The organism is Actinosynnema sp. NPDC091369, assembly GCF_044757065.1.
Lineage (GTDB): Bacteria > Actinomycetota > Actinomycetes > Mycobacteriales > Pseudonocardiaceae > Actinosynnema.
On the sequence record NZ_JBIVUG010000002.1, the window covers coordinates 117,927 to 139,781 of the forward strand.

The 21,855-nt window shown below is 73.9% G+C and carries 21 protein-coding genes and 1 pseudogene; 7 read left to right on the forward strand and 15 right to left on the reverse strand.

Annotated elements, in window-relative coordinates; all coding sequences use genetic code 11:
* Positions 1-42: 42 nt before the first annotated feature.
* Positions 43-1,032: an Acg family FMN-binding oxidoreductase gene (locus ACIQMJ_RS08920; protein ID WP_499760375.1), complete on the forward strand. Its 990-nt coding sequence runs from the start codon at positions 43-45 to the stop codon at positions 1,030-1,032.
* Positions 1,033-1,140: 108 nt separating this feature from the next.
* Here the strand turns inward: ACIQMJ_RS08920 and ACIQMJ_RS08925 are convergent, their stop codons facing one another.
* Together ACIQMJ_RS08925 and ACIQMJ_RS08930 are read right to left on the reverse strand one after the other, a co-directional pair.
* Positions 1,141-2,451, reverse strand: a complete 1,311-nt coding sequence (locus tag ACIQMJ_RS08925; protein WP_499760376.1) for an MFS transporter — start codon at positions 2,449-2,451, stop codon at positions 1,141-1,143.
* A gap of 75 nt (positions 2,452-2,526) precedes the next feature.
* Positions 2,527-3,714 (reverse strand): globin domain-containing protein, encoded by a 1,188-nt coding sequence (locus tag ACIQMJ_RS08930; protein ID WP_499761054.1) that lies wholly within the window; start codon positions 3,712-3,714, stop codon positions 2,527-2,529.
* Between the two features lie 196 nt (positions 3,715-3,910).
* Between ACIQMJ_RS08930 and ACIQMJ_RS08935 the strand changes: the two are divergent.
* A pseudogene (locus ACIQMJ_RS08935) lies at positions 3,911-4,126 on the forward strand (toll/interleukin-1 receptor domain-containing protein); the annotation flags it as partial.
* A 183-nt stretch (positions 4,127-4,309) separates the two neighbouring features.
* On the opposite strand, the gene ACIQMJ_RS08940 reads toward ACIQMJ_RS08935, so the two are convergent.
* From ACIQMJ_RS08940 to ACIQMJ_RS08980, 9 genes are all read right to left on the reverse strand, one after another.
* Positions 4,310-4,465, reverse strand: a complete 156-nt coding sequence (locus ACIQMJ_RS08940) for a hypothetical protein (protein ID WP_499761072.1) — start codon at positions 4,463-4,465, stop codon at positions 4,310-4,312.
* Between the two features lie 112 nt (positions 4,466-4,577).
* Positions 4,578-6,362, reverse strand: a complete 1,785-nt coding sequence (locus ACIQMJ_RS08945; RefSeq protein WP_499760377.1) for an ABC transporter ATP-binding protein — start codon at positions 6,360-6,362, stop codon at positions 4,578-4,580.
* The gene (locus ACIQMJ_RS08950; protein ID WP_499760378.1) at positions 6,359-8,233 is read right to left on the reverse strand and encodes an ABC transporter ATP-binding protein; all 1,875 of its coding nucleotides are present in this window, start codon (positions 8,231-8,233) and stop codon (positions 6,359-6,361) included. Before ACIQMJ_RS08950 ends, ACIQMJ_RS08945 begins: the two co-directional genes overlap by 4 nt.
* Positions 8,234-9,151 carry a glycosyltransferase gene (locus ACIQMJ_RS08955; protein WP_499760379.1) on the reverse strand — a complete coding sequence of 306 codons (918 nt, stop codon included), beginning with the start codon at positions 9,149-9,151 and terminating at the stop codon, positions 8,234-8,236.
* Positions 9,152-9,256: 105 nt separating this feature from the next.
* Positions 9,257-9,406 carry a hypothetical protein gene (locus ACIQMJ_RS08960; protein WP_499760380.1) on the reverse strand — a complete coding sequence of 50 codons (150 nt, stop codon included), beginning with the start codon at positions 9,404-9,406 and terminating at the stop codon, positions 9,257-9,259.
* A 95-nt stretch (positions 9,407-9,501) separates the two neighbouring features.
* Positions 9,502-10,215: a hypothetical protein gene (locus tag ACIQMJ_RS08965; protein WP_499760381.1), complete on the reverse strand. Its 714-nt coding sequence runs from the start codon at positions 10,213-10,215 to the stop codon at positions 9,502-9,504.
* A gap of 29 nt (positions 10,216-10,244) precedes the next feature.
* On the reverse strand, positions 10,245-12,122 hold the full coding sequence (locus ACIQMJ_RS08970; protein WP_499760382.1) for an SDR family NAD(P)-dependent oxidoreductase: 1,878 nt from the start codon (positions 12,120-12,122) through the stop codon (positions 10,245-10,247).
* Positions 12,059-12,409 (reverse strand): hypothetical protein, encoded by a 351-nt coding sequence (locus tag ACIQMJ_RS08975; RefSeq protein ID WP_499760383.1) that lies wholly within the window; start codon positions 12,407-12,409, stop codon positions 12,059-12,061. The genes ACIQMJ_RS08970 and ACIQMJ_RS08975 overlap by 64 nt, the downstream gene beginning before the upstream one ends.
* Before the next feature lie 141 nt (positions 12,410-12,550).
* On the reverse strand, positions 12,551-13,795 hold the full coding sequence (locus tag ACIQMJ_RS08980; RefSeq protein ID WP_499760384.1) for an MFS transporter: 1,245 nt from the start codon (positions 13,793-13,795) through the stop codon (positions 12,551-12,553).
* A gap of 138 nt (positions 13,796-13,933) precedes the next feature.
* On the opposite strand from ACIQMJ_RS08980, the gene ACIQMJ_RS08985 reads away from it, so the two are divergent.
* Together ACIQMJ_RS08985 and ACIQMJ_RS08990 are read left to right on the forward strand one after the other, a co-directional pair.
* A complete protein-coding gene (locus ACIQMJ_RS08985; protein ID WP_499760385.1) occupies positions 13,934-14,512 on the forward strand; it encodes a hypothetical protein in 579 nt (192 codons plus the stop codon).
* A gap of 35 nt (positions 14,513-14,547) precedes the next feature.
* Positions 14,548-15,570 (forward strand): LLM class flavin-dependent oxidoreductase, encoded by a 1,023-nt coding sequence (locus ACIQMJ_RS08990; protein ID WP_499760386.1) that lies wholly within the window; start codon positions 14,548-14,550, stop codon positions 15,568-15,570.
* Positions 15,571-15,671: 101 nt separating this feature from the next.
* Here ACIQMJ_RS08990 and ACIQMJ_RS08995 read toward each other — a convergent pair whose 3' ends face one another.
* Both ACIQMJ_RS08995 and ACIQMJ_RS09000 read right to left on the reverse strand, forming a co-directional pair.
* Positions 15,672-16,508 carry an arylamine N-acetyltransferase family protein gene (locus ACIQMJ_RS08995; RefSeq protein WP_499760387.1) on the reverse strand — a complete coding sequence of 279 codons (837 nt, stop codon included), beginning with the start codon at positions 16,506-16,508 and terminating at the stop codon, positions 15,672-15,674.
* Between the two features lie 128 nt (positions 16,509-16,636).
* Entirely contained in the window at positions 16,637-17,818 is a 1,182-nt protein-coding gene (locus ACIQMJ_RS09000) for a citrate/2-methylcitrate synthase (protein WP_499760388.1), read from the reverse strand.
* A 93-nt stretch (positions 17,819-17,911) separates the two neighbouring features.
* Here ACIQMJ_RS09000 and ACIQMJ_RS09005 point away from each other — a divergent pair, with 93 nt between their 5' ends.
* A complete protein-coding gene (locus ACIQMJ_RS09005) occupies positions 17,912-19,081 on the forward strand; it encodes a citrate/2-methylcitrate synthase (RefSeq protein WP_499760389.1) in 1,170 nt (389 codons plus the stop codon).
* 59 nt (positions 19,082-19,140) lie between these two features.
* Complete coding sequence (locus ACIQMJ_RS09010; protein WP_499760390.1) at positions 19,141-19,860, forward strand: VOC family protein; 720 nt, start codon at positions 19,141-19,143, stop codon at positions 19,858-19,860.
* A gap of 176 nt (positions 19,861-20,036) precedes the next feature.
* Here the strand turns inward: ACIQMJ_RS09010 and ACIQMJ_RS09015 are convergent, their stop codons facing one another.
* The gene (locus tag ACIQMJ_RS09015; RefSeq protein WP_499760391.1) at positions 20,037-20,615 is read right to left on the reverse strand and encodes a helix-turn-helix domain-containing protein; all 579 of its coding nucleotides are present in this window, start codon (positions 20,613-20,615) and stop codon (positions 20,037-20,039) included.
* Between the two features lie 98 nt (positions 20,616-20,713).
* Between ACIQMJ_RS09015 and ACIQMJ_RS09020 the strand changes: the two genes are divergently transcribed.
* Positions 20,714-21,391 (forward strand): class I SAM-dependent methyltransferase, encoded by a 678-nt coding sequence (locus tag ACIQMJ_RS09020; protein WP_499760392.1) that lies wholly within the window; start codon positions 20,714-20,716, stop codon positions 21,389-21,391.
* A 22-nt stretch (positions 21,392-21,413) separates the two neighbouring features.
* Here ACIQMJ_RS09020 and ACIQMJ_RS09025 read toward each other — a convergent pair whose 3' ends face one another.
* Positions 21,414-21,719 (reverse strand): hypothetical protein, encoded by a 306-nt coding sequence (locus tag ACIQMJ_RS09025; protein WP_499760393.1) that lies wholly within the window; start codon positions 21,717-21,719, stop codon positions 21,414-21,416.
* Positions 21,720-21,855 lie beyond the last annotated feature (136 nt).

The following is a 21,855-nucleotide window of genomic DNA, read 5'->3' on the forward strand; positions in this document are numbered from 1 at the left end:
CGCCGCAGGCGCACAGTGGAGGCACGGAAAGGCAGGGAAGACATGACGAACGTGACCGAGGTGCTCGGGCTGGCGGTGGACGAGGTGACCGACGTGCTCGCCGCCGCGGCACTCGCCCCGTCGGTGCACAACACCCAGCCGTGGCGGTTCCGCCTCGCGCCCGACCGGATCGAACTGCACGTCGACCCGGCCCGCAGGCTGCCCGCCACCGACCCGGAAGACCGGGAGCTGCGGCTGTCGTGCGGCGCCGCGCTGTTCAACCTGCGGCTGGCGCTGCGCGAGCGCGGCATCCGACCGCTGGTGACGCTGATGCCCGGCGCGGAGGCGCCCGGCGCGGTCGCCACGGTCCGCCACGGCGGCTTCCGGAGCCTGGACGAGGAGACCCGGCAGCTCATCGCGGCGATCCCGGCGCGGCGGTCCAACCGCAAGCCGTTCCGGGACGCGCCGGTCCCCGTCGGGCACCGGCACGCGCTGGTGCGGGCCGCCGAGCGGGAGCGGTCGTGGCTGCACGTGGTGACCGACCGCGACGAGCGGGCCCGGCTCCAGGGCTTCGTGGCCAGGGCGCACCGCATCCAGGTCGACCAGCCCGGTGTTCGGGCCGAGCTGACCCACTGGACCGGTCCGCGGACCGGGGACGGCATCCCGCCCACGTCCGCCGGCGTGCGGCCCGCGCCCCAGGACGAGTGGGCGTTGCGCGACTTCCAGGCCACCGAGCGGACACCGGGCAAGGACTACGAGTCGGACCCGCTGGTGGTGGTGCTGTGCACGTTCTACGACGGGGCGCTCGCCGAGCTCCAGGCGGGTCAGGCGCTGCAACGCGTGCTGCTCACCGCCACCACCCTCGGGTTGTCGGCGTCGTTCCTGTCCCAGGCCATCGAGGTGCGCCCGGTGCGCGAGGAGCTGCGCCGCGCCCTCGGCGGCACGCTCGAACCGCAGACCGTGCTGCGCGTCGGCTTCGGCTCACCGGTCCCGGCCAGCCCTCGGCGAGCCGTGGACAGCCTGCTGCTGGAGCCGATCGCGACGGCTCCCTGAACGCGACGGTGGGCAGGAGCACGGCGTCGGTGAGAGCGGTCGGTCCGTGCCGCTGAAGTGTCGGTCAGCCCGTCGTCCGGTCCACCGCTCCCGGTTCCGTCCCGGTGCTCACGGCGTCGGCCCCTCCCGACGGTCGGGTCGCCGGACCGGGTCGCGACCGTGACCGGGGGTCGGCGACGCCGCGGCGCGGTCGGCCGTCCCGGCTCGGGCTCGCACGGCCCGGCGCACGACCGTCGTGGTGAACAGCAGCGAGGCCAGGGCGACGACGGCCAGCGCGGCGAGCCCCAGCGCGTAGGAGGACATCGCGCCGTACAGAGCGCCCATCACCAGGGGCGGCACGAACCCGCCGAGGCCGCCCGCGGCGCCGACCACGCCGGTCACCGAGCCGACCTTGTCCGCCGGTGCGAGCAGCGCGACCAGGGCGAACACCGCGCCGCTGCCCGCGCCGAGCGCGGCGGCCATGGCCAGGAACGCGATCGTGCCCCACGGCATCAGCACCGGCGTGAACGCCTGCACCACCGCGCCGACGGCCACCACGGCCAGGCACGCGACCAGCACCCGCACCGGCCCCAACCGGTCCGACAGCCACCCGCCCACCGGCCGCATCACGACCGCGAGCAGCACGAACCCGGCCATCCGGTCGGCCGCGTCCGCCTGCGCCAGGCCGTAGGCGGTGCCCAGGTAGGCGGGCAGGTACACGGAGAACGCGACGAACCCGCCGAACGCCACCGCGTACAGCGCCGAGGCTTGCCACGTGATCGGCAGCCGCGCGGTGGCCGCGAGCCGCCCGCCCAGCGACCCGGCCGGCACCGTCCGCCCCGGCGCGTCCCGCAGCAGCAGCGCCGCGACCACCGCGTAGACCGCCAGCACCACCGCCGTCACCACGAACGGCGTCGCCACGCCCCACCGCTCCACCAGGTCGACCGTGGTCAGGGCGCTGATCGCGGTGCCACCCATGCCCGCGCCGAAGACGCCGATCGCGAGGCCCCGCCGCTCGGGCGGGAACCACAGGTTGACGAACGGCACGCCGACCGCGAACGCCGTGCCGCCCACCCCCAGGAAGAACCCGCCCACCAGCAGCGCGGCAAGCGACGTGGTCCCGAACAGGCCGAGGAACAGCACCGGCACGATCGTGACCGCCGAGACCAGCGGGAACATCACCCGCCCGCCGAACCGGTCGGTCAGCGCGCCGACCGGTACCCGCCCCACCGACCCGACCACCACCGGGACCGCGACCAGCAACGCCTGCTGGAACGCGCTGAGCCCCAGGTCGTCCTTGAACCGCGGGCCGAGCGGGCTGAGCAGCGCCCACGCCCAGAAGTTCAGCGCGAATCCGACCGTGGCCAGGCCGAGCATCAGCCACCGCCGACCGGTCGTCGGTGGCCGGTTGACGGTGGATTGCACTGCCCGCTGACCCATGACTGCGTCCTCGTCCGTGATCCGGTGCGCTCGGGCCATCGTCACCTGGACGGCCGACGGCCGCACGTCGACGCGTCAGCCCACGCGGCCGTCGAGCATCCCGGGGCCGAACACCTCGTACCGGACGCGGTCGGCGGGCAGGCCGCGGCGCAGCAAGCCGGCCCGCACCTCGCGCATGAACGGCAGCGGCCCGCACAGGTAGGCCGTCGTGCCCTCGTCCAGCGGGACGGCGTCGACGTCGACGCGGCCCGGTCGTCCCTCGACGCCGTCCTCGTACCAGGTCAGCTGGTCGACGTCGGCCAGGTCGTGCACCGCCTGGTCGACCTCGGCGCGCAACGCGTGGTGGTCGGCGCCGCGGTCGGCGTGCACGACCACGACCCGGCGGGTGGGTTGGGTGCGGGCGAGGTGGTCCAGCATCGACGCCATCGGCGTGACGCCGATGCCCGCGCTGACCAGCAGCACCGGGCCGTCGCCGCGGTGCAGCACGGTGTCCCCGGCGGGCGGGCCGACCAGCAGCGTGTCGTCGGTGCGCACGTGGTCGTGCAGGTGGTTGGACACCGCGCCGTCCGGTGCGCCACCCGTGCCGCGCACGCGCCGCACGACGATCCGCAACGAGCCGCGCCCGGGGCCCTGGGACAGCGAGTACTGCCGGGGTTGGCGGCGGCCGTCGGGCAGGTCCACCGCGACCGACACGTACTGGCCGGGCGCGAACTCGGGCACCGCGCCGCCGTCGTCCGGCACGAGCGTGAACGACACCGCGTCGACCGCCTCGTCCTGCCGCTTCACCACCCGCCACCGCCGCCACGACGTCACCTCGTCGATCTCGCCGCGCTGGTAGAGCCGCGCTTCGGCGGCGATCAGCCGGCACGCCAGCAGCCAGTAGACCTCGTCCCACGCGGCGGCGACCGCCGGCGTGACCGCGTCGCCGAGCACGGTCCCGACGGCGGCCATCAGGTGCCGGCCCACGATCGGGTACTGCTCGGCGCGGATGCCCAGCGACACGTGCTTGTGCGCGATCCGCTCGGCGATCCGGTCGAACGGCGCGGCGTCGGGGTCGAGCAGGTGCCCGGCGAACGCGACGACCGCGGAGGCCAGCGCGACGCGCTGCTCCCCGTTGGCCTGGTTGCCCTGGTTGAACAGGTCGAGCAGCTCGGGGTGCGCGGCGAACAGGGACGGGTAGAACTCGCCGGTGATCCGGACGGCGTGGTCGCGGACCACGGGCAGCGTCACGCGCACGATCTCGGCGGAGGCAGGGGACAGCACGGTGCGGTTCTCCTCGCTGGACGGGAGGCGGTGCGGGCCGGCGTCGGTCCGGCCCTCCCCCACCTTCCGCCGCACGCCCGCCGACCGGCAGAGATCAACGTCCGCGCGGAACGGGACCTTCGACCCTGCCCTGCCGTGACGCGCGGGGTGTGCACGGCGACTGACCGAGGTCGCCTTGCCGAAGGGCTGGAGCGGCATGTCGCACGCGTTCGTCTCGTACTCGCGCGAGGACTTGGAGTTCGTGCGCCGGCTGCACGCGGCACTGGTGGAACGCGGGCGGAGCACGTGGGTCGACTGGGAGCGCATCCCGCCGGCGGCGGCGTGGCAGGTGGAGATCGGGCGTGCCATCGACGAGTCGGAGGCGTTCGTCTTCGTCCTCTCACCGGACGCGGTGGCCTCGGAGGTGTGCCTGGCCGAGTTGGAGGTGGCGGGCGCCGCGGGCAAGCGGGTGGTCCCGGTGCTGCGCCGCGACGTCACTGTCCCTTGCTGCAGGTGGGTCTCCTCCCCCGCCGGCGAACTGGCGCGCGCACGACGTCAACGGCCTGGTCCCACCGACGGTAAACCGGCTTCGGGCACACCTGGAAGCCCACCACGCTCAGGTCCGCCGGGATGCGCAGCCCCGGGCCGCCTGGTAGGCGCCGAGCGCCTGGAGGTCGTTGCTCGCGAAGATCGCGGTCGGGCGGTCGGGCGCGGCGATCAGTTCCCGGGCGGCGGCGTGACCCGCCTCCTGGGTCAGGTCCGTGCGCACCACCAGGGCCGGGTCGAACGGGAGGCGGGACGGCGGTCGAGCGCGTCGTCGCTCCGGTACCGGATCGCGTTGCGCTGCGGCCCTTTCCGGTGCGCCGGCCGACGGTTTCCACCGGTCAGCGGTACGACTCCGCCTGGAGCGAGAACAGCTCCGCGTAGAGCCCCGCGCGGGCCATGAGCGCGGCGTGGTCGCCGGTTTCCACCACCCGGCCGTCCCGCACCACCACGATCAGGTCGGCCGTGCGCACGGTGGAGAACCGGTGGGACACGAACACGGTGATCGCGCCGGTGCGGGCGGCCACCCGGCGGGCGTGCTCGGCGCAGCGCTGGAACAGCGCGTGCTCCGCCTCCGGGTCCAGCGCCGACGTCGGCTCGTCCAGGACCACCAGCAACGGGGACTCGCGCAGCACCGCCCGGCCGAGCGCCAGCTTCTGCCACTGGCCGCCGGACAGCTCCGCGCCGTCGGCGTAGCTCTTGCCGAGGTGCGTGCGCAGGCCGTCGGGCAGGTGGTCCAGCACGCCGGTGGCGTCCGCGCGGTCCAACGCCGCGCGCACGGCCGGCTCCGACGAGATCCTGGGCAGGTCGCCCACGCCGACCACCTGCTGGACCTCGAACTCGTACCGGACGAAGTCCTGGAACCCCGCCGCGATCCGGGTGCGCCACTCGTCCGGCGGCATGCGGTGCAGGTCGGTCCCGTCGACCAGGACGCGGCCCCCGGTCGGCCGGTAGAACCCGCAGAGCAGCTTGACCAGCGTCGACTTGCCCGCGCCGTTCTCGCCGACGATCGCGACCGCGGCGCCGGCCGGGAGGTGCAGGTCGGTCTCGTGCAGCACCGGCACGTCGGTGCCGGGATAGGTGAAGGCCACGCCGGCGAGGGTGATCCCGTCGTGCAACCGGTCGGGCGGCGACCGGTCGGGCGCCGCCGGGTGGTGGCCGGTCACCGCGGCGGTGACCTCGGTCAGCCGCCGGTACGCACCCGCCATCCGCTGCAAGTCCTGCAGGAGGGTGACGGCGGTGGCGACCTGCTGGTTGACCTGGGCGGCGAGCACGATCACCAGCACGACGTCACCGACCCCGCGCCGACCCGCGATCGCGTCGCGCACCACCAGCAGCACGCCCGCGATGTAGGCGAGCGCGAAGACGACCTGGCCCGCCGCGCGCAGCCACGTCGCGGTCAGGTGCGCCCGCCACAGGCCCCGCGTCGCCTTCCGCCACAGCGCGTCGTGCCGGGCGCGCAGCTCGTCCCCGACCCCGGACACCCGCAGCTCCCCGGCCACGCGCGCGGACGTGGCCAGGCGGAACAGGTTCAGCGCGGTCCGGGTCGGCTCGGCGGTCGCCGTCCTGGCCCGGTCCAGCACCCGTTCGGCCGCGCGGCCCGCGAGCAGGGGAGGCAGGGCGGCTGCCGGGAGCAGCAGCAGCCAGGGGTTCTGCACGGCCAGCAGGACGGCGGTGAGCACGACGGCCAGCACGAGCCCGAGACCGTTGAGCAGCGCCTCCAGGCCGGCCCGGTACTGCCGGCCCTCCTGCCGCAGCACGGTCCACGTGTCGGCGTGCTCGGCCCGCTCGTGGTGCTCGATGCCGGCCGAACCGTTCGACACCTCGATCACGCGTTCGTCGAAGTCCAGCTCGGCCAGCTCCGACAGCTCGTAGTAGGCCAGGTGGGCGAAGTGAGCGAAGGCCAGCACCACCACCGCGAGCACGGCCACGGTCACGCCCGCGAGCACCGCGCGCCCCGTCGCGCCCGCCACGACCTCGCGGGTCATCCACCCGAGCGCCGCCGCCAGCAGCGGGGCGGCGACCGCGCCGGCCGTCATCAAGAGCACCGCCAGGGACGTCTTGCGCGGGTTCAGCCGCCACACCGCGGCCAGGACGGCCCCCGCGCCGGTCAGCAGGACCTTCACCGCGCCCGCCCGTCCACCACGTCCGCGAACCGGTCGGCCTGCAACCGGAACAGCCCGGCGTAGCGCCCGCCGCGGGCCAGCAGCTCCGCGTGACCGCCCTGCTCGGCGACCCGGCCGCGGTCGAGCACGACGATGAGGTCCGCGTGCCGCACGGTCGAGAACCGGTGCGAGATCAGCAGGGTGGTCGCGCCCTCGGCGAGGCCCGCGAACTCCGCGAAGAACCCCGCCTCCGCGCGCACGTCCAGGCTCGCCGTGGGCTCGTCCAGCACGACGACCCGCGCGCCGTGGCGCAGCGCGAACAACGCCCTCGCCAACGCGACGCGCTGCCACTGGCCGCCGGACAGCTCCGCGCCGTCGGTGAGGTGCCGCGCCAACGGCGTGTCCAGCCCGCGCGGCAGGCGTGCCACGGCCTGCGCGAGCCCGACCGACTCCACGACCTCGCGGATGCCCTGCCGGTCGTCCAGGTGGGCGACCGCGCCGAGTCCCACGTTGTCCGCGACGGACGCCTCGTACCGGGCGAAGTCCTGGAAGATCACGCCGAGCCTGGCCCGCCACGCGTCGAGCGGGAACTCGCGGATGTCGACGCCGTCCAGCGTGATCCGGCCCGCGGTCGGCTCGTAGAGCCGGGCGAGCAGCTTGACCAGGGTGGTCTTGCCCGCGCCGTTCACGCCGACGATCGCCGTGCAGCGGCCGACGGGGATCGTCAGGTCCAGGTGGTCGAAGACCGGCCGACGGCCAGGGTAGCCGAAGCTCACCCGTTCGAACCGGATCGTGCCGACCGGTTCGGGCGTCGTCGGCAGGCGCGGTGGGCTCAGCCGCTCCTCGTGGCGGTCGACGTGCTCGGCGAACCGCCGCACGGCGTCGTAGGCCCGCATGCCGATCGCGGTCGGCAGGTCGGCCTCCGGGTAGTGCTCGGCCAGCCGGAGCAGGCCGAGGGTCGCCGTCGTGACCAGGACGAACCCGGTCAGCGTCAACTTCCCCGCCGTCGCACCGACCACCGCGAGGACCACGCCCGCCACGGTGAGCGCCACCACCGAGAACCGGACGAACGGCCACAGGTAGATCCGGCGGCGCTCGGCCCACAGCGGCGCGAGGTAGCGCAGGCAGGTCTCGCGCAGGCGTTGGCGCAGCCAGCCGACGAGGCCGAAGACCCGGATCTCCTTGCCCGCCGCCGCCCCGCCCGCGAGGTCGCGCAGGTAGTCGATCTCGCGCTGGTCGGCGGCGAGCCGGGACCGGGTCCGGGCGTAGCGGCGCAGCCCGCCGCGCTGGCCGTGGCGGAACAGCAGCACGGTGGCGACCAGCGCGGCCGCCGCCGGCCACGAGAACGCCACCCCCACGGCGATCGCGCAGCCCGTCAGCTCGGTGTAGCGCGCGATCAGCGCGAGCAGGCCGGTGGCCGCCCGGCCGGGGCTCTGCACGCCGAACTCCACCTCCCGCGCGGCGGTGCGCAGCGCGTCGAGCGCCCGCTGGTCCTCCAGCGGGCCGAGGCCGGGGCTGCGCAGCGACGCGGCCATCAGCTCGTCCACCACCCGGCCGTCGACGCGGCGCGTCACCAGCTCGCCCATCGCCCGTTCCACCGGGGCGAGCACCTGCCTGGCGACGAACGCCCCGGCCGCGACCGCGAACACCGCGACGAGCGAGCGCCACGCGCCCGAGTCCGGCCCCGCGGCCACGGCCGCCGGAACCCGGCCCAGCACCACCGCCGTCGCCACCGTGAACACGACCGGCAGGCACCCGAGCAGCAGTTCCACCACGACCAGGGCGGCGACCAGGGAGCGTCCCGCGCGGGGCAGCAACCCGGCGATGCCCCGTCGTGCGGCGAACTGCTCCCGGGCGGTCCGGAGCCACGAGCGGTACCCCTTGCCGCCCATCTACCCGGTGGCCCCGTGCCGCGCCCGGTAGTCGGCGCAGCGGGGCAGTCCGCGTTCCGCGATGACCTCGTTGAACAGCGAGAAGCGGATCGCGGGCTCCTCGGTCAGCATCCGGGTGATCGGCGTGCCGTACTTCTCCGCGATGTAGCGGTAGTTGCGCTGCGCGGACCTGGTGTTCTCGCCTTGGTCCTTCTCGTGCGGGTAGTGGATCGAGCTCGCCGCCCGGCTCACGCCGAACCGAGCGCCGTCGCGGTGCAGCCGGTAGGCCAGGTCGAGGTCCTCGCCGCCCCAGGTGCGGAACTCCTCGTCGTACAGGCCGACCGCCCGCACCTGCTCCGTCCGCGCCGACGCGTGGCAGGTCCAGTACATCAGCCACGGCGCGGGGAGGTCGCCGAAGTCGTCGGAGTACCGCTCGTAGAACGGCTCCCGCACGTCCGGCCACGCGCCCGTGCGCGCCAGGGACGCGATGGTGGAGTCGACGTCGTCCACGTCCACGTGCTTGCGGATGAGCCGGGCGTCCTCGTTGTCGAGGTTGAAGCAGTAGACGTACCCGTTGAGCGCCAACGGTTCCTCGGTGGCGTCGTGGGCGGCCACGTGGGCGCTGAGGCTCGCGGAGTGCAGCAGCACGCCGGAGTCCACGAACACGCAGATCTCGCCGCGCGCGTGCCGGATGCCGACGTTGCGCGCCCGGGCCACCCGGTAGCCCTCGTCGGGCTGGTGGAAGTACCGCAGGTCGAACCGGTCGTCGAACGACCGCACCACCGCCGCCGTGTCGTCGCTGGACCCGTCGTCCACGACGACCACCTCGAACCGGTCGCGGTCCAGGTCCTGCGCGGCCAGCGAGTCGAGCGTCAGCTCGAGTAATCGTCTCCGGTTGTAGGTGGGGACGATGACCGTGCAGCGCGATGGGCTACCCACGACAGGCTCTCCTCCAAGAGGTCGGGGTACCGGGAGGGAGATCCGCTCTCCCGGGTGACTCCCCGCCGACGACCGCGCAAGTCTGCCGAGGGTCGCGAGCGCCGGTCAACCACGTGCGCCGAAGGCGTCCTTCACCAGGTCGACCAGCGGGCCGACCAGATCGGCGAACACCTCGCGCACCGGCGGCACGAAGATGATCACGGCCACCAGCAGCGCCACGTACGGGGCGATGCCGCCCTTGCGCTTCGACGCCATGTCCACCCCCGGTCGCGTTGGCGTCTCCAGGATCGCACGACCGCCGCCGGGACGGGTCCGCAGGTCCGGGCGGTCGTGACCGGTGACGACGGCGGTCAGCGGATCAGGGGTGCGGCCTCGATCCCGTCGAGGGTCGTGGTCCGTGACGCGTCACGGGGCTTGCGGCGGGCGGTCGCGCCGGTCGTCGTGGTGGTGCGCTGCTTGCGGCGCGGTGCCGGGGCGTCCGCGGGTTCGGTGGGTTCGGTGCCTTCGGCCGGTCGGTCCCCGTCGCAGTCGGCCGGGCACTGCGGGAGTTGCGAGCAGTACACCACCGGGCCCGTCGTGGACCGCACCTCGAAGGTGCCGTCGGCGCGCGGCGCGAGCGTGACCACGGACCACGGGACGCCCCCGGCCGACCCGGGGTCACGGCACGTGTGGTCCTTGGTGCGGCGGTGGAACGCGGCCACCGCGACCGGCCGCTGGTCGAAGTCGCCCGACCGGCGCACGGCGGTGAACATCATGAACCCGACGATCAGGGTGACCGCGTTGATCGCGCCGGAGATCGTGATCAGCTCGTCGGCGCGCACCGACAACGCCCGCCCGGCCACCTCGGAGTGGTAGACCACCGGCCGGTCCGGCAGCACGGCCCGCACCACGCCGATCCACGCCGGGATGAAGAAGACCACCAACGCCAGGGCCAGCCGGTTGCGGGCGTGCTGGGCCAGGTCGAACCCGACCGCCATGGCCAGCGAGCCGCGCCACGTCGTCCGGTCGGCCCTCGCCCCCACGGCCGCGCTCAGCTTCTCCGACAGCGTTGTCCAAGCGGTCATGGCTTCCCTTCCACCGGTTCGGACGCCGATCAGCCGTTGCCGACGGGTGCGCCCAGCGACGAGTCGATGTGCGCGGCGAGCTCGGCGGGCGACGGGTGCGCCCAGACCTCCGCGGTGGTCAGGGCGACGTCCAGGTCGACGTGGAGCCTGCGGGTGAAGGCGACCGCGAGCAGCGAGTCCAGGCCGAGGTCGGTGAACTTCGCGTGCGCCGCGACGGCGGACGGCTGCGTGCCCAGCAGGGCGGCGAGGACGTGCACCACCGCGTCCTGCGCCAGCTCCGCCCGTGCCGGTCCCGGTGGCTCGGCGCGCAGGTCGAACGTCGACGGCGCGTCGCCCCGGGTGGCGGCGCCGACGCGCAGGTCGGCCAGCAGCGGGTTGTCCAGCGCGTGCGGGAAGGCCCGGAACAGCACGTCGGGCTGGTAGTCGAGCACCCCGGTGTTCACCCGCTGGTGGCGCAGGAGGGCGGTCAGCGCGGCGAACCCGTCGGCGGTCGAGAGGGTCTCGAAGCCGCGGGCCGCGAAGTCGGTCGCCCGGCCCGCCTCGCCCCACGCGCCCCAGTTCACCGACAGGGTGGGCAGGCCGCGGGCGTGTCGCCACCGGGCGAAGGCGTCCACCCACGCGTTGGCCGCGGCGTAGTTGGCCTGCCCGGCGTTGCCCAGCATCGCCGACATCGAGGAGAACACGACGAGCCAGTCCAGCGGGACGTCCTCGGTGGCGTGGTGCAGGTTCACCAGGCCGGCGACCTTGGGGTGCCACGCGTGGGCCAGCCGGTCCCCCGTCATGGCGTCGAGCGGGGCGTCGTCGAGGACCACGGCCGTGTGCAGGACGCCCCGCAGGTCGTCCCCCGCCGCCTCGACCAGGCGGCGCGCGGTGTCCGGGTCGGCGATGTCGCCGCGCACCACCCGCACCTCGCAGCCGGTGGCCGCCACGGCGTCGAGCACGGCGCGGGCGTCGGGTGCGGGTTCGCCGCGCCCGCCGAGGACGACCCGGCCGGCGCCGGCGTCGGCCAGCCACCGGGCCGCCTCCAGGCCGAGACCACGCGTGCCGCCCGTGACGACGTAGGCGCCGCCGCCCCGGACCACCTGCGCCGGTGCGGGCGCGTGCACCCGCACCCGCTGCCCGACCCCGGGAAAGGTGAGCGCGACCCGGCCGACGAGGTCGCCGGACACCAGCCGCCGGAACGCCTCCGCCGCCTCGGTCAGCGGCACGACCTCGCTCGGCAGCAGCGGGAGCCGGCCGGCCGCCAGCTCGTCCAGCACCCGCAGCATCACCGCCCGGAACACGGCGGGCTGCTCGTTGGCGGTGAGCACCAGGTCCAACGCGGCGTAGGTGTTGCCGTGCCGGAACGTGCCCAGGTCCACGCGCGCGCCGTCGTAGAGGTCGCGCTTGCCGATCTCGACGAAGCGCCCGGCCGGGGCGAGCAGGTCCAGGGAGGCGCGCATGGCGGGCCCGGTCAGCGAGTTGAGCACCACGTCGACACCGCGCCCGCCGGTGACCTCCCGCACCTGCTCGGCGAAGTCCAGGCCGCGCGAGTCGAACACGTGCGCCACGCCGTGCTCGCGCAGGTGGCGGCGCTTGGCCTCGGTGCCCGCGGTGCCGATGACCGTGGCGCCGAGCAGCCGGGCCACCTCGACCGCGGCGAGCCCGGTGCCGCCGGCCGCCGAGTGCACCAGCACGGTCTCGCCCTGCCGCAGCCGGGCCAGGTCGTGCAGCGAGTGCCACGCCGTGACATAGGTCAGCACCGACGGCACGACGTCGACGGTGTCGAAGCCGTCGGGCACGCGCGCGGTCAGGTCGGCGCGGGCCAGGCAGTGGGTGCCCATCGACCCGCCGCCGTCCGCGATCACGGCGGTGACCCGGTCCCCCGGTCGCAGGTCGTCCACCCCGTCGCCGACCGCGAGCACCACGCCGGCGGCGTCCGAGCCGAGCGCGGCAGGGTCCCGTCGTCGGTCGGGTAGATGCCCAGGGCCACCAGAACGTCCCGGAAGTGCACGGTGCACGCCTGCGGCCGGAGCAGCACCTGCCCCGGTCCCGGCGTCGGCAGGGGCGCGCCGGTCCCGACCAGCCGCAGCAGGTCGAGGCCGCCGTCGGCGTCCGGCCTCAGCACGAACTCGTCCTCGCCGACGACCGCGTCGACCTCGCGGCTGACCTGCGGCGGCCGGACCGCCAGCGGCGCGCGGGCCAACCTGGCCACGTAGCGCTGCCCCGCGCGCCACGCAGGTCCACTGGTCCGATTGAGCCTTCAAGGTTCACCGGGTCGCCCGAGCGGGAGCCGGGCGGTCACCATCCGTCGATCCCGAGTGGACGGTGGGCAGGTCGACCAGCCCTGAACAGGTCACGGGTCCATCGGCTCGACTTGGTCGCGTTTGGTTCCCCCGGCCCGGGGTACGGCGTCCCCGCGGGAGCGCAGGGCGTGACCGGCGGCAGCGGCCATGCCCACGACGGCGACCGCGAACAGCACCCGGTAGTGGACGATCCCGACCAGCACCGCCCCGACCGGGATGGCCAGTGTCGACGGAATGAACGCGGCGGTGAACGCCGCGCTGCCGGTGCGGCCCTGGAGTTCGTCGGGCGTGGTGCGCTGGATCAGCGTCGTCGTGCCGATGAGCAGCCACGGCAGACCGAACCCGCGCAGGGCCGCGCCGAGCAGGATCAGCCACGGCGACGGCGGCAGCGCGGTCAGCAGGCACCCGGTCGCGGCCACGAGCATGCCGGTGCCGGCCAGCGCGACCTCGCCCCGGCGGCGCAGCAACGACGGCGCGACGAGCCCGCCGAGCACCGAGCCCAGTCCCTGCGCGGTCACCACGACGCCGACGAACTCCGGCGCGCGACCGAGGCCCTGCTCGACCACCGCGTAGGCGTACGAAGTCAGCAGGCCGCCGAAGCCGAACACCACCGCCGAGCTGATCACCAACCGGCGCAGGGGCACGAACTCGACGATCCGGTCGATGCCGGCGCGCAGCTCGCGTCCCCAGCTCTTGCGGACCGGGGTGAGCGGCGGCTCGCGGAACGCCATCAACGACAGCGCCACCGCGGCCGCCAGGAACGTGACCGCGTCGACGACGGCCACCGCCGGGCCGCCGTACCGGGCGAACAGCGCCGCGCCCGCCGCCGGCCCGAGCAGCTTGAACCCCTCGGACAACGTCAACCGCGCGCTGTTGTAGCCGCCCAGGTGCTCCTCGGGGACCAGCGTCGCCATCAGCGCCGGTTCGGCGGCCCCGATCAGCGCGTAGACGATCCCGTAGATCGACATGACCGCGAAGACGACCCACACCAGCCCCGCGCGGTCCACGACCACCAGGGGCAGCAACGCCGCCGCCGCCCCGAGGTTGACGATGACGAGCAGCCTGCGCCGCGGCACCCGGTCGGCCAGAAGCGCGAACAGCGGCCCGACCAGCGACGGCGCCCAGATGCAGAAGTTGACCATCCCGGCCGCGCCGTCGCTGCCGGTCAGGTCCTTCACCCAGATGCCCGCCACGACGAGGAAGACCGAGTCGCCGAACAGCGACAGCGTCAACCCGATCATGTACAAGCGGATGTCCCGGACGCGCAACGCGGCCCAAGCACTGGTCGCCGGCACCCCTACCCCCTCGATCCCGTCGACCACAGATAGCAGATCCGGCCCGAGCCGGTGGCCGAACCGACCGCCCCCATCTTCCGTCCACAGTGGACAAATCTCTGCGCGGCAACCCCGGACGGTGTGCGAACCCTGTGCGACGTGGGCCGCGCGGGGCCGCGCCGCTGGAGGACCTCACCGCGACCAGATCCCGGCTCAAGAGCGGGCAGTGGTCCCGGTCCCGCTGTCGGAACACGGGGAGGGCGTGGATTCGCCACCAGGAAGGAGATCGGCGCCGCCGTCGACGCGCTCGCCGATCCGGGCACCCGTGCCGCAGGTCGTCGCCTGCTCGACCACGCGGACGAGCGCGGTGCGCAGCTGAAGGGCGGGAACGGCGCCTACCCGTCTTCGGGCGTCTACTACCCGTTCGGCGGGAACAGGCGGTCGCTGGCGTCGCTCTACCTCTCGGCCGAACGCCCGGAGCTGACCGTCGACCTCAGGTCCATCTGGGACCAGGACCAGGCGCTGGCGTCCGACGTCCTCACCAAGCTCCGCGGCCACCCCGGGGTGAACGCGCTCCTCCCGGCCGACGACGACCTGGTCCGCAAGTACCCGTCGTTCGACCTGGCGACCCTGGGCGCCGCACCGGGCGCGCTCGATGCCCTGCTGGATGCCCTGGACCTGGTGGTGCGACCCACAGCGCCGCTGACCGGCGGTTATGCCGACGAGCAGAGTAGTTGAGGAATCAATCAGCTGGGCGAGGCGTTCCCACGAGCGTGAAGAACATCGGTTTCCTGTCCTTCGGGCACTGGTCGGACACCCCGCACTCGCGGACGAGGACGGCCGCGGACGCGTTGACGCAGGCCGTCGAGCTGGCCGTGGCGGCGGAGGAGCTGGGTGCGGACGGCGCCTACTTCCGGGTGCACCACTTCGCCCGGCAGCTGACCGCGCCGTTCCCGTTGCTGGCCGCGATCGGCGCGCGGACCGAGCGCATCGAGATCGGCACCGGCGTGATCGACATGCAGTACGAGAACCCGATGTACATGGCCGAGGACGCGGGCGCCGCCGACCTCATCGCCGGCGGCAGGCTCCAGCTCGGCATCTCGCGAGGATCGCCGGAGCAGGTCGTCGACGGCTGGCGGTACTTCGGCTACCGGCCCGGTGAGGGCGACACGGATGCCGACATGGCCCGCAAGCACGCCGAGGTGCTGCTGAAGGTGCTGGAGGGCGAGGGCTTCGCCCAGCCCAACCCGCGCCCGATGTTCCCCAACCCGCCGGGGCTGCTGCGCCTGGAACCGCACTCGCCGGGTCTGCGCGACCGCATCTGGTGGGGCGCCGGCTCCAACGCGACCGCCGTCTGGGCGGCCGAGCGGGGCATGAACCTGATGAGCTCGACGCTGAAGAACGACGAGGGCGGCGCGCCGTTCCACGTTCAGCAGGCCGAGCAGATCCGGGCGTTCCGCAAGGCGTGGTCGGAAGCCGGGTGGCAGCGCGAGCCGCGCGTCTCGGTGTCGCGCAGCATCTTCGCGCTGACCTCCGACCTGGACCGGGCCTACTTCGGCGCGGACGGCGGCAGCACGGACAAGATCGGCTACATCGACGCCGACACGAAGGCCATCTTCGGCCGCAGCTACGCCGCCGAGCCGGACGCCCTGGTCGAGCAACTGGCCGGCGACGAGGCCATCGCCGAGGCCGACACCCTGCTGCTGACCGTGCCCAACCAGCTCGGCGTCGACTACAACGCCCACGTCCTGGAGAGCATCCTCACCCACGTCGCCCCCGCCCTCGGCTGGCGCTGACCCGAGGCTGCCCGCCGGGACAGTCGAGTGACGCCGCGGCCCCGGTAGCGCGCCGGCTGACGCGGGCTGCCCGAGAGCCTCGGGCAGCCCGCGTCCAGGCGTCAGTCCGGCAGCACCGCGAGCACCGACTTCAGCTCCGAGTCGTTCAGCACGACGCCGAACCGGTCGGCCAGCACGTCGCCGAACCGGTCGTCGTCCACCAACGACTCCTCCCGGCCGCCGTCGGCGTAACGCAGGGTCAGCGTGCGGTTGTTCAGGTTGAGCCGCCACTGCTCGGCGATCCGCTCCAGGAACACCCGGCCCACGAACGGCGAGCGCTGGTGGGTGGAGATGAAGTGGTTGGCCACCACGGCGTCGATGCGGTGGTGCGCCTCCAGCGTGAACCGGTAGACCGGGAACCACTCGTCGCCGCGGCGCAGCTGCAGGCACCACGGCTGGGCGCGGTCGGGGTCCTCGGTCAGCCGGTACGTCCAGCCGGCCTGCTCGGACACCTCGCCGTCGGCGAACGGCACCGGGTCCAGCGGGCCGCTGTCACCGAAGCCGACGTCGGCCAGGTAGGCCGTGCCGTCGTCCAGCTCCACGCGCAGCGCCATGTGGGTCCGCGGCAGCGGCTTGGGGTACTGCAGGTCCGGCCGGGCGTGCAGCCGCGTGACCCGGTAGCCCAGCCGTTCCAGCAGGGCGGCGAACAGCAGGTTGTGCTCGTAGCAGTAGCCGCCGCGCCGGTTCTCCAGCAGCTTCGCCTGCACGGCGCCGAGGTCGAGGTCGACGCCGCGGCCGAGCACCACGTCCAGGTTCTCGAACGGGATCGTCGTGACGTGCGCGCGGTGCAGCAGGCGCAGGGTTTCCGGTGTCGGGTCGAGCGGCCCGGCTATCCCGAGCCGGTCGAGGTAGGTGTCGACGTCGAGGCGGTCGGACTCCCATTGGTCTTCGGTGCGCATCCCACGTCCCTTATTCGCTCAGCGACCGAGTGACTACCGTCTGCGATCGACCATAGCGATTTCGGGGCTTATGTGAAAAGTGTTCGTTATCGCACCGGCACAGTGCTTCGGGAACGCGCCGCGCCGGTCTAGCGCCGCGGGCGTTCCCCGGTGTAGACGCCGACCGGGCGGAACCTCAGGCCGGGCTCGCGGTACTCCTCGATCGCGTGCGCGAGCCACCCCGCGCAGCGGGCCAGCGCGAAGATCGCCTCACCGGCGTCCGGACGCAGGCCGAACGCGTGCATCAGGGCCGCCAGCGCCAGGTCGACGTTCGGGAACGTGCCCGCGCCGGGCGTGACCGCGTCCACCACGGCCAGGACCTCCCGGGCGGCGTCGTGCCCGCGCAGCGCGGTGAACAGCGCGTCCGCCCGGGGGTCACGCTCGCGGTAGACCCGGTGGCCGAAGCCGGGCACGCCGCCGGTGCGCTGCCGTTCGGCCAACGCGCCCAACGGGTCCTCCGCCGCGTCACGCAGGAAGCGGTACGCCAAGGTGCTCGCGACGCCGTGATACTGGCCGTCGACCGCGCCCAGACCGGCCGACACTGCGGAGTATGGATGCGCGCGGGCACTGGCGGCCACGCGCACGGCGACCGTCGACACGGCCAGGTCGTGGTCGGCGAGCAGGACCAGCGCCAGGTCGAGCAGCGCGGGGTCGACGGGCCGGTCCCCGAGCTTGCCCGCCAGCCGCTGGGCGATGCGGTCGCCGTCGCCCACCGGGCCGGGCAGCGCGTCGACCAGCACGCCGATCAGCCGCCTGCCGACCCGGACGACCGCCCGTTCGGACAGATCGAACCGCAGCGGGTCGGTCGCGCCCAGCACGGCGGCGGCGACCTTGAACCGGTCCGTCGTCCGCGCCGAGTCCGGCAGCGCGGCCAGGGCGGCGCGGACCGCGTCCACGAGCGGCGCCTCGGTCGGGAACGGCTCGTGGTGGCGCAGTTCGCCGGTCCACAGCAGCGTGGCGACCGACTCGAAGGCGTGCGACGAGGCCAGCTCGGTGGCGAGGTGGCCGCGGTAGCTCAGCCGGTCGTCGTCCAGCAGGGTCAGCTCGGTGCGGATCCGCTCGACCGCGCCGGAGGGTTGGCGCTCGTCGCGACCCCGGGCCACGAACTCCTCGACCTCGGCCTGCGCGAAGAAGCTGCCCCGGCGTCCCGGCAGCCGCACGCTGCGCAGCATGCCGCGGCTGGCGTAGGCGTAGACGGTCTCGGTCTTCACGCCGAGCCGCCGCGCCACCTCGGCGGTGGTCAGGTAACGCTCGTCACTCCCGGCCGGCACGACCTGCCACTCCTCGTTCGTATTGACTGCATCAACGTTGACAATAGTTGATCGGCGAATCGACAGTGGATCCAGGTCAACGAGGAGGTTGTCATGGATGCACCGGCGGGCCTGCGCGACGTCGTGGTCACCACCACCGAACTGGGCGACGTGCGCGGCGGCGAGGGCTACTACCACTACCGCGGCTACTCGGCGGTCGAGCTGGCCCGGACCCGGACGCTGGAGGACGTCTGGTTCCTGTTCGTGGAGGGCAGGCTGCCCGACCCGGCCGAGCGCGCCAGGTTCGCCGAGGACGTCGCCGCCCTGCGGCACGTACCCGACGAGGTGCGCGACGTGCTGCCCGCGATCGCCCGCGCGGGCGACGGGTCCACTCCGCTGGCGGGCCTGCGCACCGCGCTCTCGCTGCTCGCCGCCGCTCGCGGCCTGCCGCCGGTGTGGGACGCCACGCCCGCGCGCCGCCGCGCCGACGCGTTGCTGGTCAGCGCCGTGACACCGACGATCCTCGCCGCGCTGCACCGGTTGCGCGCCGGCCTGCCGCCGCTGGAGCCCCGCGCCGAGCTGTCCGCGGCGGCGAACTGGCTCTACATGATCACCGGCGAGGTGCCCGACGAGCCACGGGTCGCCGCCGTGCAGAGCTACCTCGTCGCCACCGCGGACCACGGGTTCAACGCCTCGACGTTCACCGCGCGGGTCGTCGCGTCCACCGGCTCCGACGTCGTGTCGGCGATCGCGGCGGCCATCGGGGCGTTCGTCGGCCCGCTGCACGGCGGCGCGCCGGACCGGGCGCTGGACAGCCTGGACGAGATCGGCTCGCCCGACCGGGTCGACGCCTGGGTGCGGGACAAGGTGAGCTCCGGTGACCGCATCATGGGTTTCGGGCACGCCGTCTACCGCACCGAGGACCCGCGGGCCCGGATGCTGCGGGACATCGCGCTCGACCTCGGCCGCCGGGGCTTCGACCCGGCGCTGGCCGAGTTCGCGACCGCGGTCGAACGGCGGGTGGTGGAGGTCCTCGCGGAGCTGAAGCCGGGGCGCGAGCTGTACGCGAACGTCGAGTTCTACGCCGGGGTCGTGATGGAGCAGTGCGGCATCCCGCGGTCGATGTTCACGCCGACGTTCGCCGCGAGCCGGGTCATCGGCTGGTCGGCCAACGTGCTGGAGCAGGCCGCGGGCGGCAAGGTCATCCGCCCCGCCGCCCGTTACGTCGGCCCACCCGCCCCACGGCCGCTGCCGGTCGGCGAGACTAGCGCGGTAGCGGGCTAATCCCTTTGCGCGGCAGCCTCTTCGGTGCCTAGCGTTGCGCCGGAAGAGGGGGTTCCACCATGGCCTGTCACCTCGTCGCGCTCCGCTTCGGCGCGAACGACCCGCTCGGCCTCGCGCGCTTCTGGGCCGGTGTCCTGGGCTGGGAGGTGACCGACAGCGCTCAGGACGGCATCGCGCTCGTGCCGGACGACGACACCGGGTTCCCCGTCCGGTTCTTCCCCGACGCGGAGCCGAAGACCGGGCAGAACCAGCTGCACTTCGACCTGACGAGCGCGTCCGCCGAGCAGCAGCGGCAGACCGTGGCCAGGTCGGTGGACCTCGGGGCCCGGCACATCGACATCGGCCAGAGTGCGGAGGAGACGCACGTCGTGCTCGCCGACCCCGAGGGCAACGAGTTCTGCGTGATCGAGCCGGGCAACAACTTCCTGGCCGAGTGCGGCTTTCTCGGGGCGCTGTCGTGCGACGGCTCGCAGGAGGTCGGCTACTTCTGGAGCGAGGTGCTGGGCTGGCCGCTGGTCTGGGACCAGGACACCGAAACCGCGATCCGCTCGCCGCACGGCGGCCCGAAGATCACCTGGGGCGGCCCGCCACTGCGCCCGAAGACGGGCCGCAACCGGCTGCGCTTCGACCTCGCCCCGGCGGCGGGCGGCGACCAGCGGGCCGAGGTGGACCGGTTGGTCGCGCTCGGGGCGACTCGCGCGGGCGACGATCCCGACCGGCCCGGCCGGGTGCTGCTGACCGATCCGGACGGCAACGAGTTCTCCGTCTCGCCGCGCTGACCCGACCGGGTCGGTCGCGGCCCAGCGCGAGAACACCCGTGGCGACCGGAACGGGCTGCGCGGCGAAGAGGCCGGAAGGCACGACCGGCTCACGCACCAACACCGGGATCCGCGAGCCAGGTCCCGTCTCGCGCGCCGGGTGATCCCGCAGTGGTCGGCCCCTTGGCACCGTCACGTCATGGGGCCACCCGGACGTGCGTGCGTTCGCCCTGCCTGCCGACGAGGCTCAGGAACTCGACCGGGCCGGCGGTGGTGGCTCCGAACCAGTGCGGGGTGCGGGTGTCGAACTCGGCGGCCTCGCCCGGCTTCAGCAGCAGGTCGTGCTCGCCGAGGACCAGGCGCAGCGTGCCGTTGAGGACGAAGACCCAGTCGTAGCCCTCGTGGGTGCGCAGGTCGGGCTGCCGGTCGTCGTCGCCGGTCGGCAGGACGAACTTGTAGGCTTGGATGCCGCCCGGTCTCCGGGTCAGCGGCAGGATGGTCGACCCGTCGTCGCAGGCGATGGGGCGCAGGTTGATGCGGGGATCGCCGGTCGGCGGCGCGCCCACGAGGTCGTCGAGGGTGACGCCGTGGACGCGGGCGAGCGGGAGCAGTTGCTCCAGTGTGGGCCGGCGCAGGCCCGCTTCGAGCCGGGACAGCGTGCTGGCGGAGATGCCGGTCTCCTCGGCGAGCTCGGTGAGCGTCAGCTCGCGGCGCAAGCGCAGGTGCTTCAACCTGGGTCCGACGGTGTCGAGCGTGCGGTCCTGGTGGTCGTCCATGGCGTGATTTTGCCATTCGGCAAGATGTTTTGCGCTTGTCACCCGTCCGGGCGCACTATCGGTCGCGAGTGGACGGAACGACGGAAGAGCAGGTCACGATGCCCGAATTCGACCAGGACTACTGGGAGCGACACTGGCGCGAGGCGAGTGCCGACCGCCACGGGAGCCCGGGTGGTGACGCGCCGAACCCGCACATCGTCGGCGAGACCGGAAGGCTGACGCCGGGCACGGCGTTGGACGCCGGGTGCGGCACCGGCGCCGAGGCCGTCTGGCTCGCGTCCCGGGGCTGGCACGTCACCGCGGCCGACATCTCGCCCGAAGCGCTGACCCGCGCCGCCGAACGGGCTGCGGGCGGCGAGGCGTCCAAGCGCGTGCGGTGGGTGGAGGCGGACCTGACCACGTGGGCGCCGGACACCCGGTTCGACCTCGTGACGACGCACTACGCGCACCCGGCGATGCCGCAGGCGGCGTTCTACGCCCGGATCTCCGACTGGGTCGCGCCCGGCGGCACCCTGCTGATCGTCGGACACCTGCACGCTCCCCAGACCGCCGAACACCAGCACCAGCACGGGCACGGGCATGGCCACCAGCCTCCCGCCGAAGCATCGGCAACCCTCGCCGACATCATGGAGGTCCTGGACGACGCCGAATGGCAGGTCGTCACCGCCGAGGAGCGCGTGCGCACGGTCGAAGGCCGACCGGTCCCCCTGCACGACGTCGTCGTGCGCGCCACCCGCCGCCGCACGGCCGTGCCCGCAGCAGCAGACCAGGCGTGACGAGCGCCGCCCTGCCGGTCGGTCAGTCGTCGTCACCGAGGCGCAGTGAGCGCAGGAACGCGACCGCCGCCCGGTGGGCCGGCCCGTCCGGCGGCACGACCTCCAGCAACGCCACCAGTTCCAGCAGCCGGTCCTTGTCCACCGCCTCGAAGTAGCGGGCCAGGTAGGCGTTCCAGCGGCTGTCCAGGTGCAGCAGCACCCCGCCGCTGCCCAGCACGTCGTCGACCACCACCGGCGGCCCGTCCCGCCGCTCGACGGTCCACGCGGGCAGCCGCGCCACCAGCCGCCGGAACCGGTCGACCATCCGTTCGTACTCACGCCGATCCACCGCACACCCCCGACCACCGACACCGTGCGCCACCGCTCCTCGGGGCGGCGGCCCGGCGGCCGGGGAAGAACCGCACCGAGATCGTCGCACACGCGTTCGAACACATGTCAAGTGGAATGACGCCCCGCCGGGCTGC

What these genes read in the sequence shown, in the direction of transcription:
- ACIQMJ_RS08920 (WP_499760375.1), top strand. Translation starts at nt 43, where the DNA reads ATGACGAACGTGACCGAGGTGCTCGGGCTGGCGGTGGACGAGGTGACC.
- ACIQMJ_RS08925 (WP_499760376.1), bottom strand. Translation starts at nt 2,451, where the DNA reads ATGGGTCAGCGGGCAGTGCAATCCACCGTCAACCGGCCACCGACGACC.
- ACIQMJ_RS08950 (WP_499760378.1), bottom strand. Translation starts at nt 8,233, where the DNA reads ATGGGCGGCAAGGGGTACCGCTCGTGGCTCCGGACCGCCCGGGAGCAG.
- ACIQMJ_RS08960 (WP_499760380.1), bottom strand. Translation starts at nt 9,406, where the DNA reads ATGGCGTCGAAGCGCAAGGGCGGCATCGCCCCGTACGTGGCGCTGCTG.
- ACIQMJ_RS08965 (WP_499760381.1), bottom strand. Translation starts at nt 10,215, where the DNA reads ATGACCGCTTGGACAACGCTGTCGGAGAAGCTGAGCGCGGCCGTGGGG.
- ACIQMJ_RS08995 (WP_499760387.1), bottom strand. Translation starts at nt 16,508, where the DNA reads ATGCGCACCGAAGACCAATGGGAGTCCGACCGCCTCGACGTCGACACC.
- ACIQMJ_RS09005 (WP_499760389.1), top strand. Translation starts at nt 17,912, where the DNA reads ATGGATGCACCGGCGGGCCTGCGCGACGTCGTGGTCACCACCACCGAA.
- ACIQMJ_RS09010 (WP_499760390.1), top strand. Translation starts at nt 19,141, where the DNA reads ATGGCCTGTCACCTCGTCGCGCTCCGCTTCGGCGCGAACGACCCGCTC.
- ACIQMJ_RS09015 (WP_499760391.1), bottom strand. Translation starts at nt 20,615, where the DNA reads ATGGACGACCACCAGGACCGCACGCTCGACACCGTCGGACCCAGGTTG.
- ACIQMJ_RS09020 (WP_499760392.1), top strand. Translation starts at nt 20,714, where the DNA reads ATGCCCGAATTCGACCAGGACTACTGGGAGCGACACTGGCGCGAGGCG.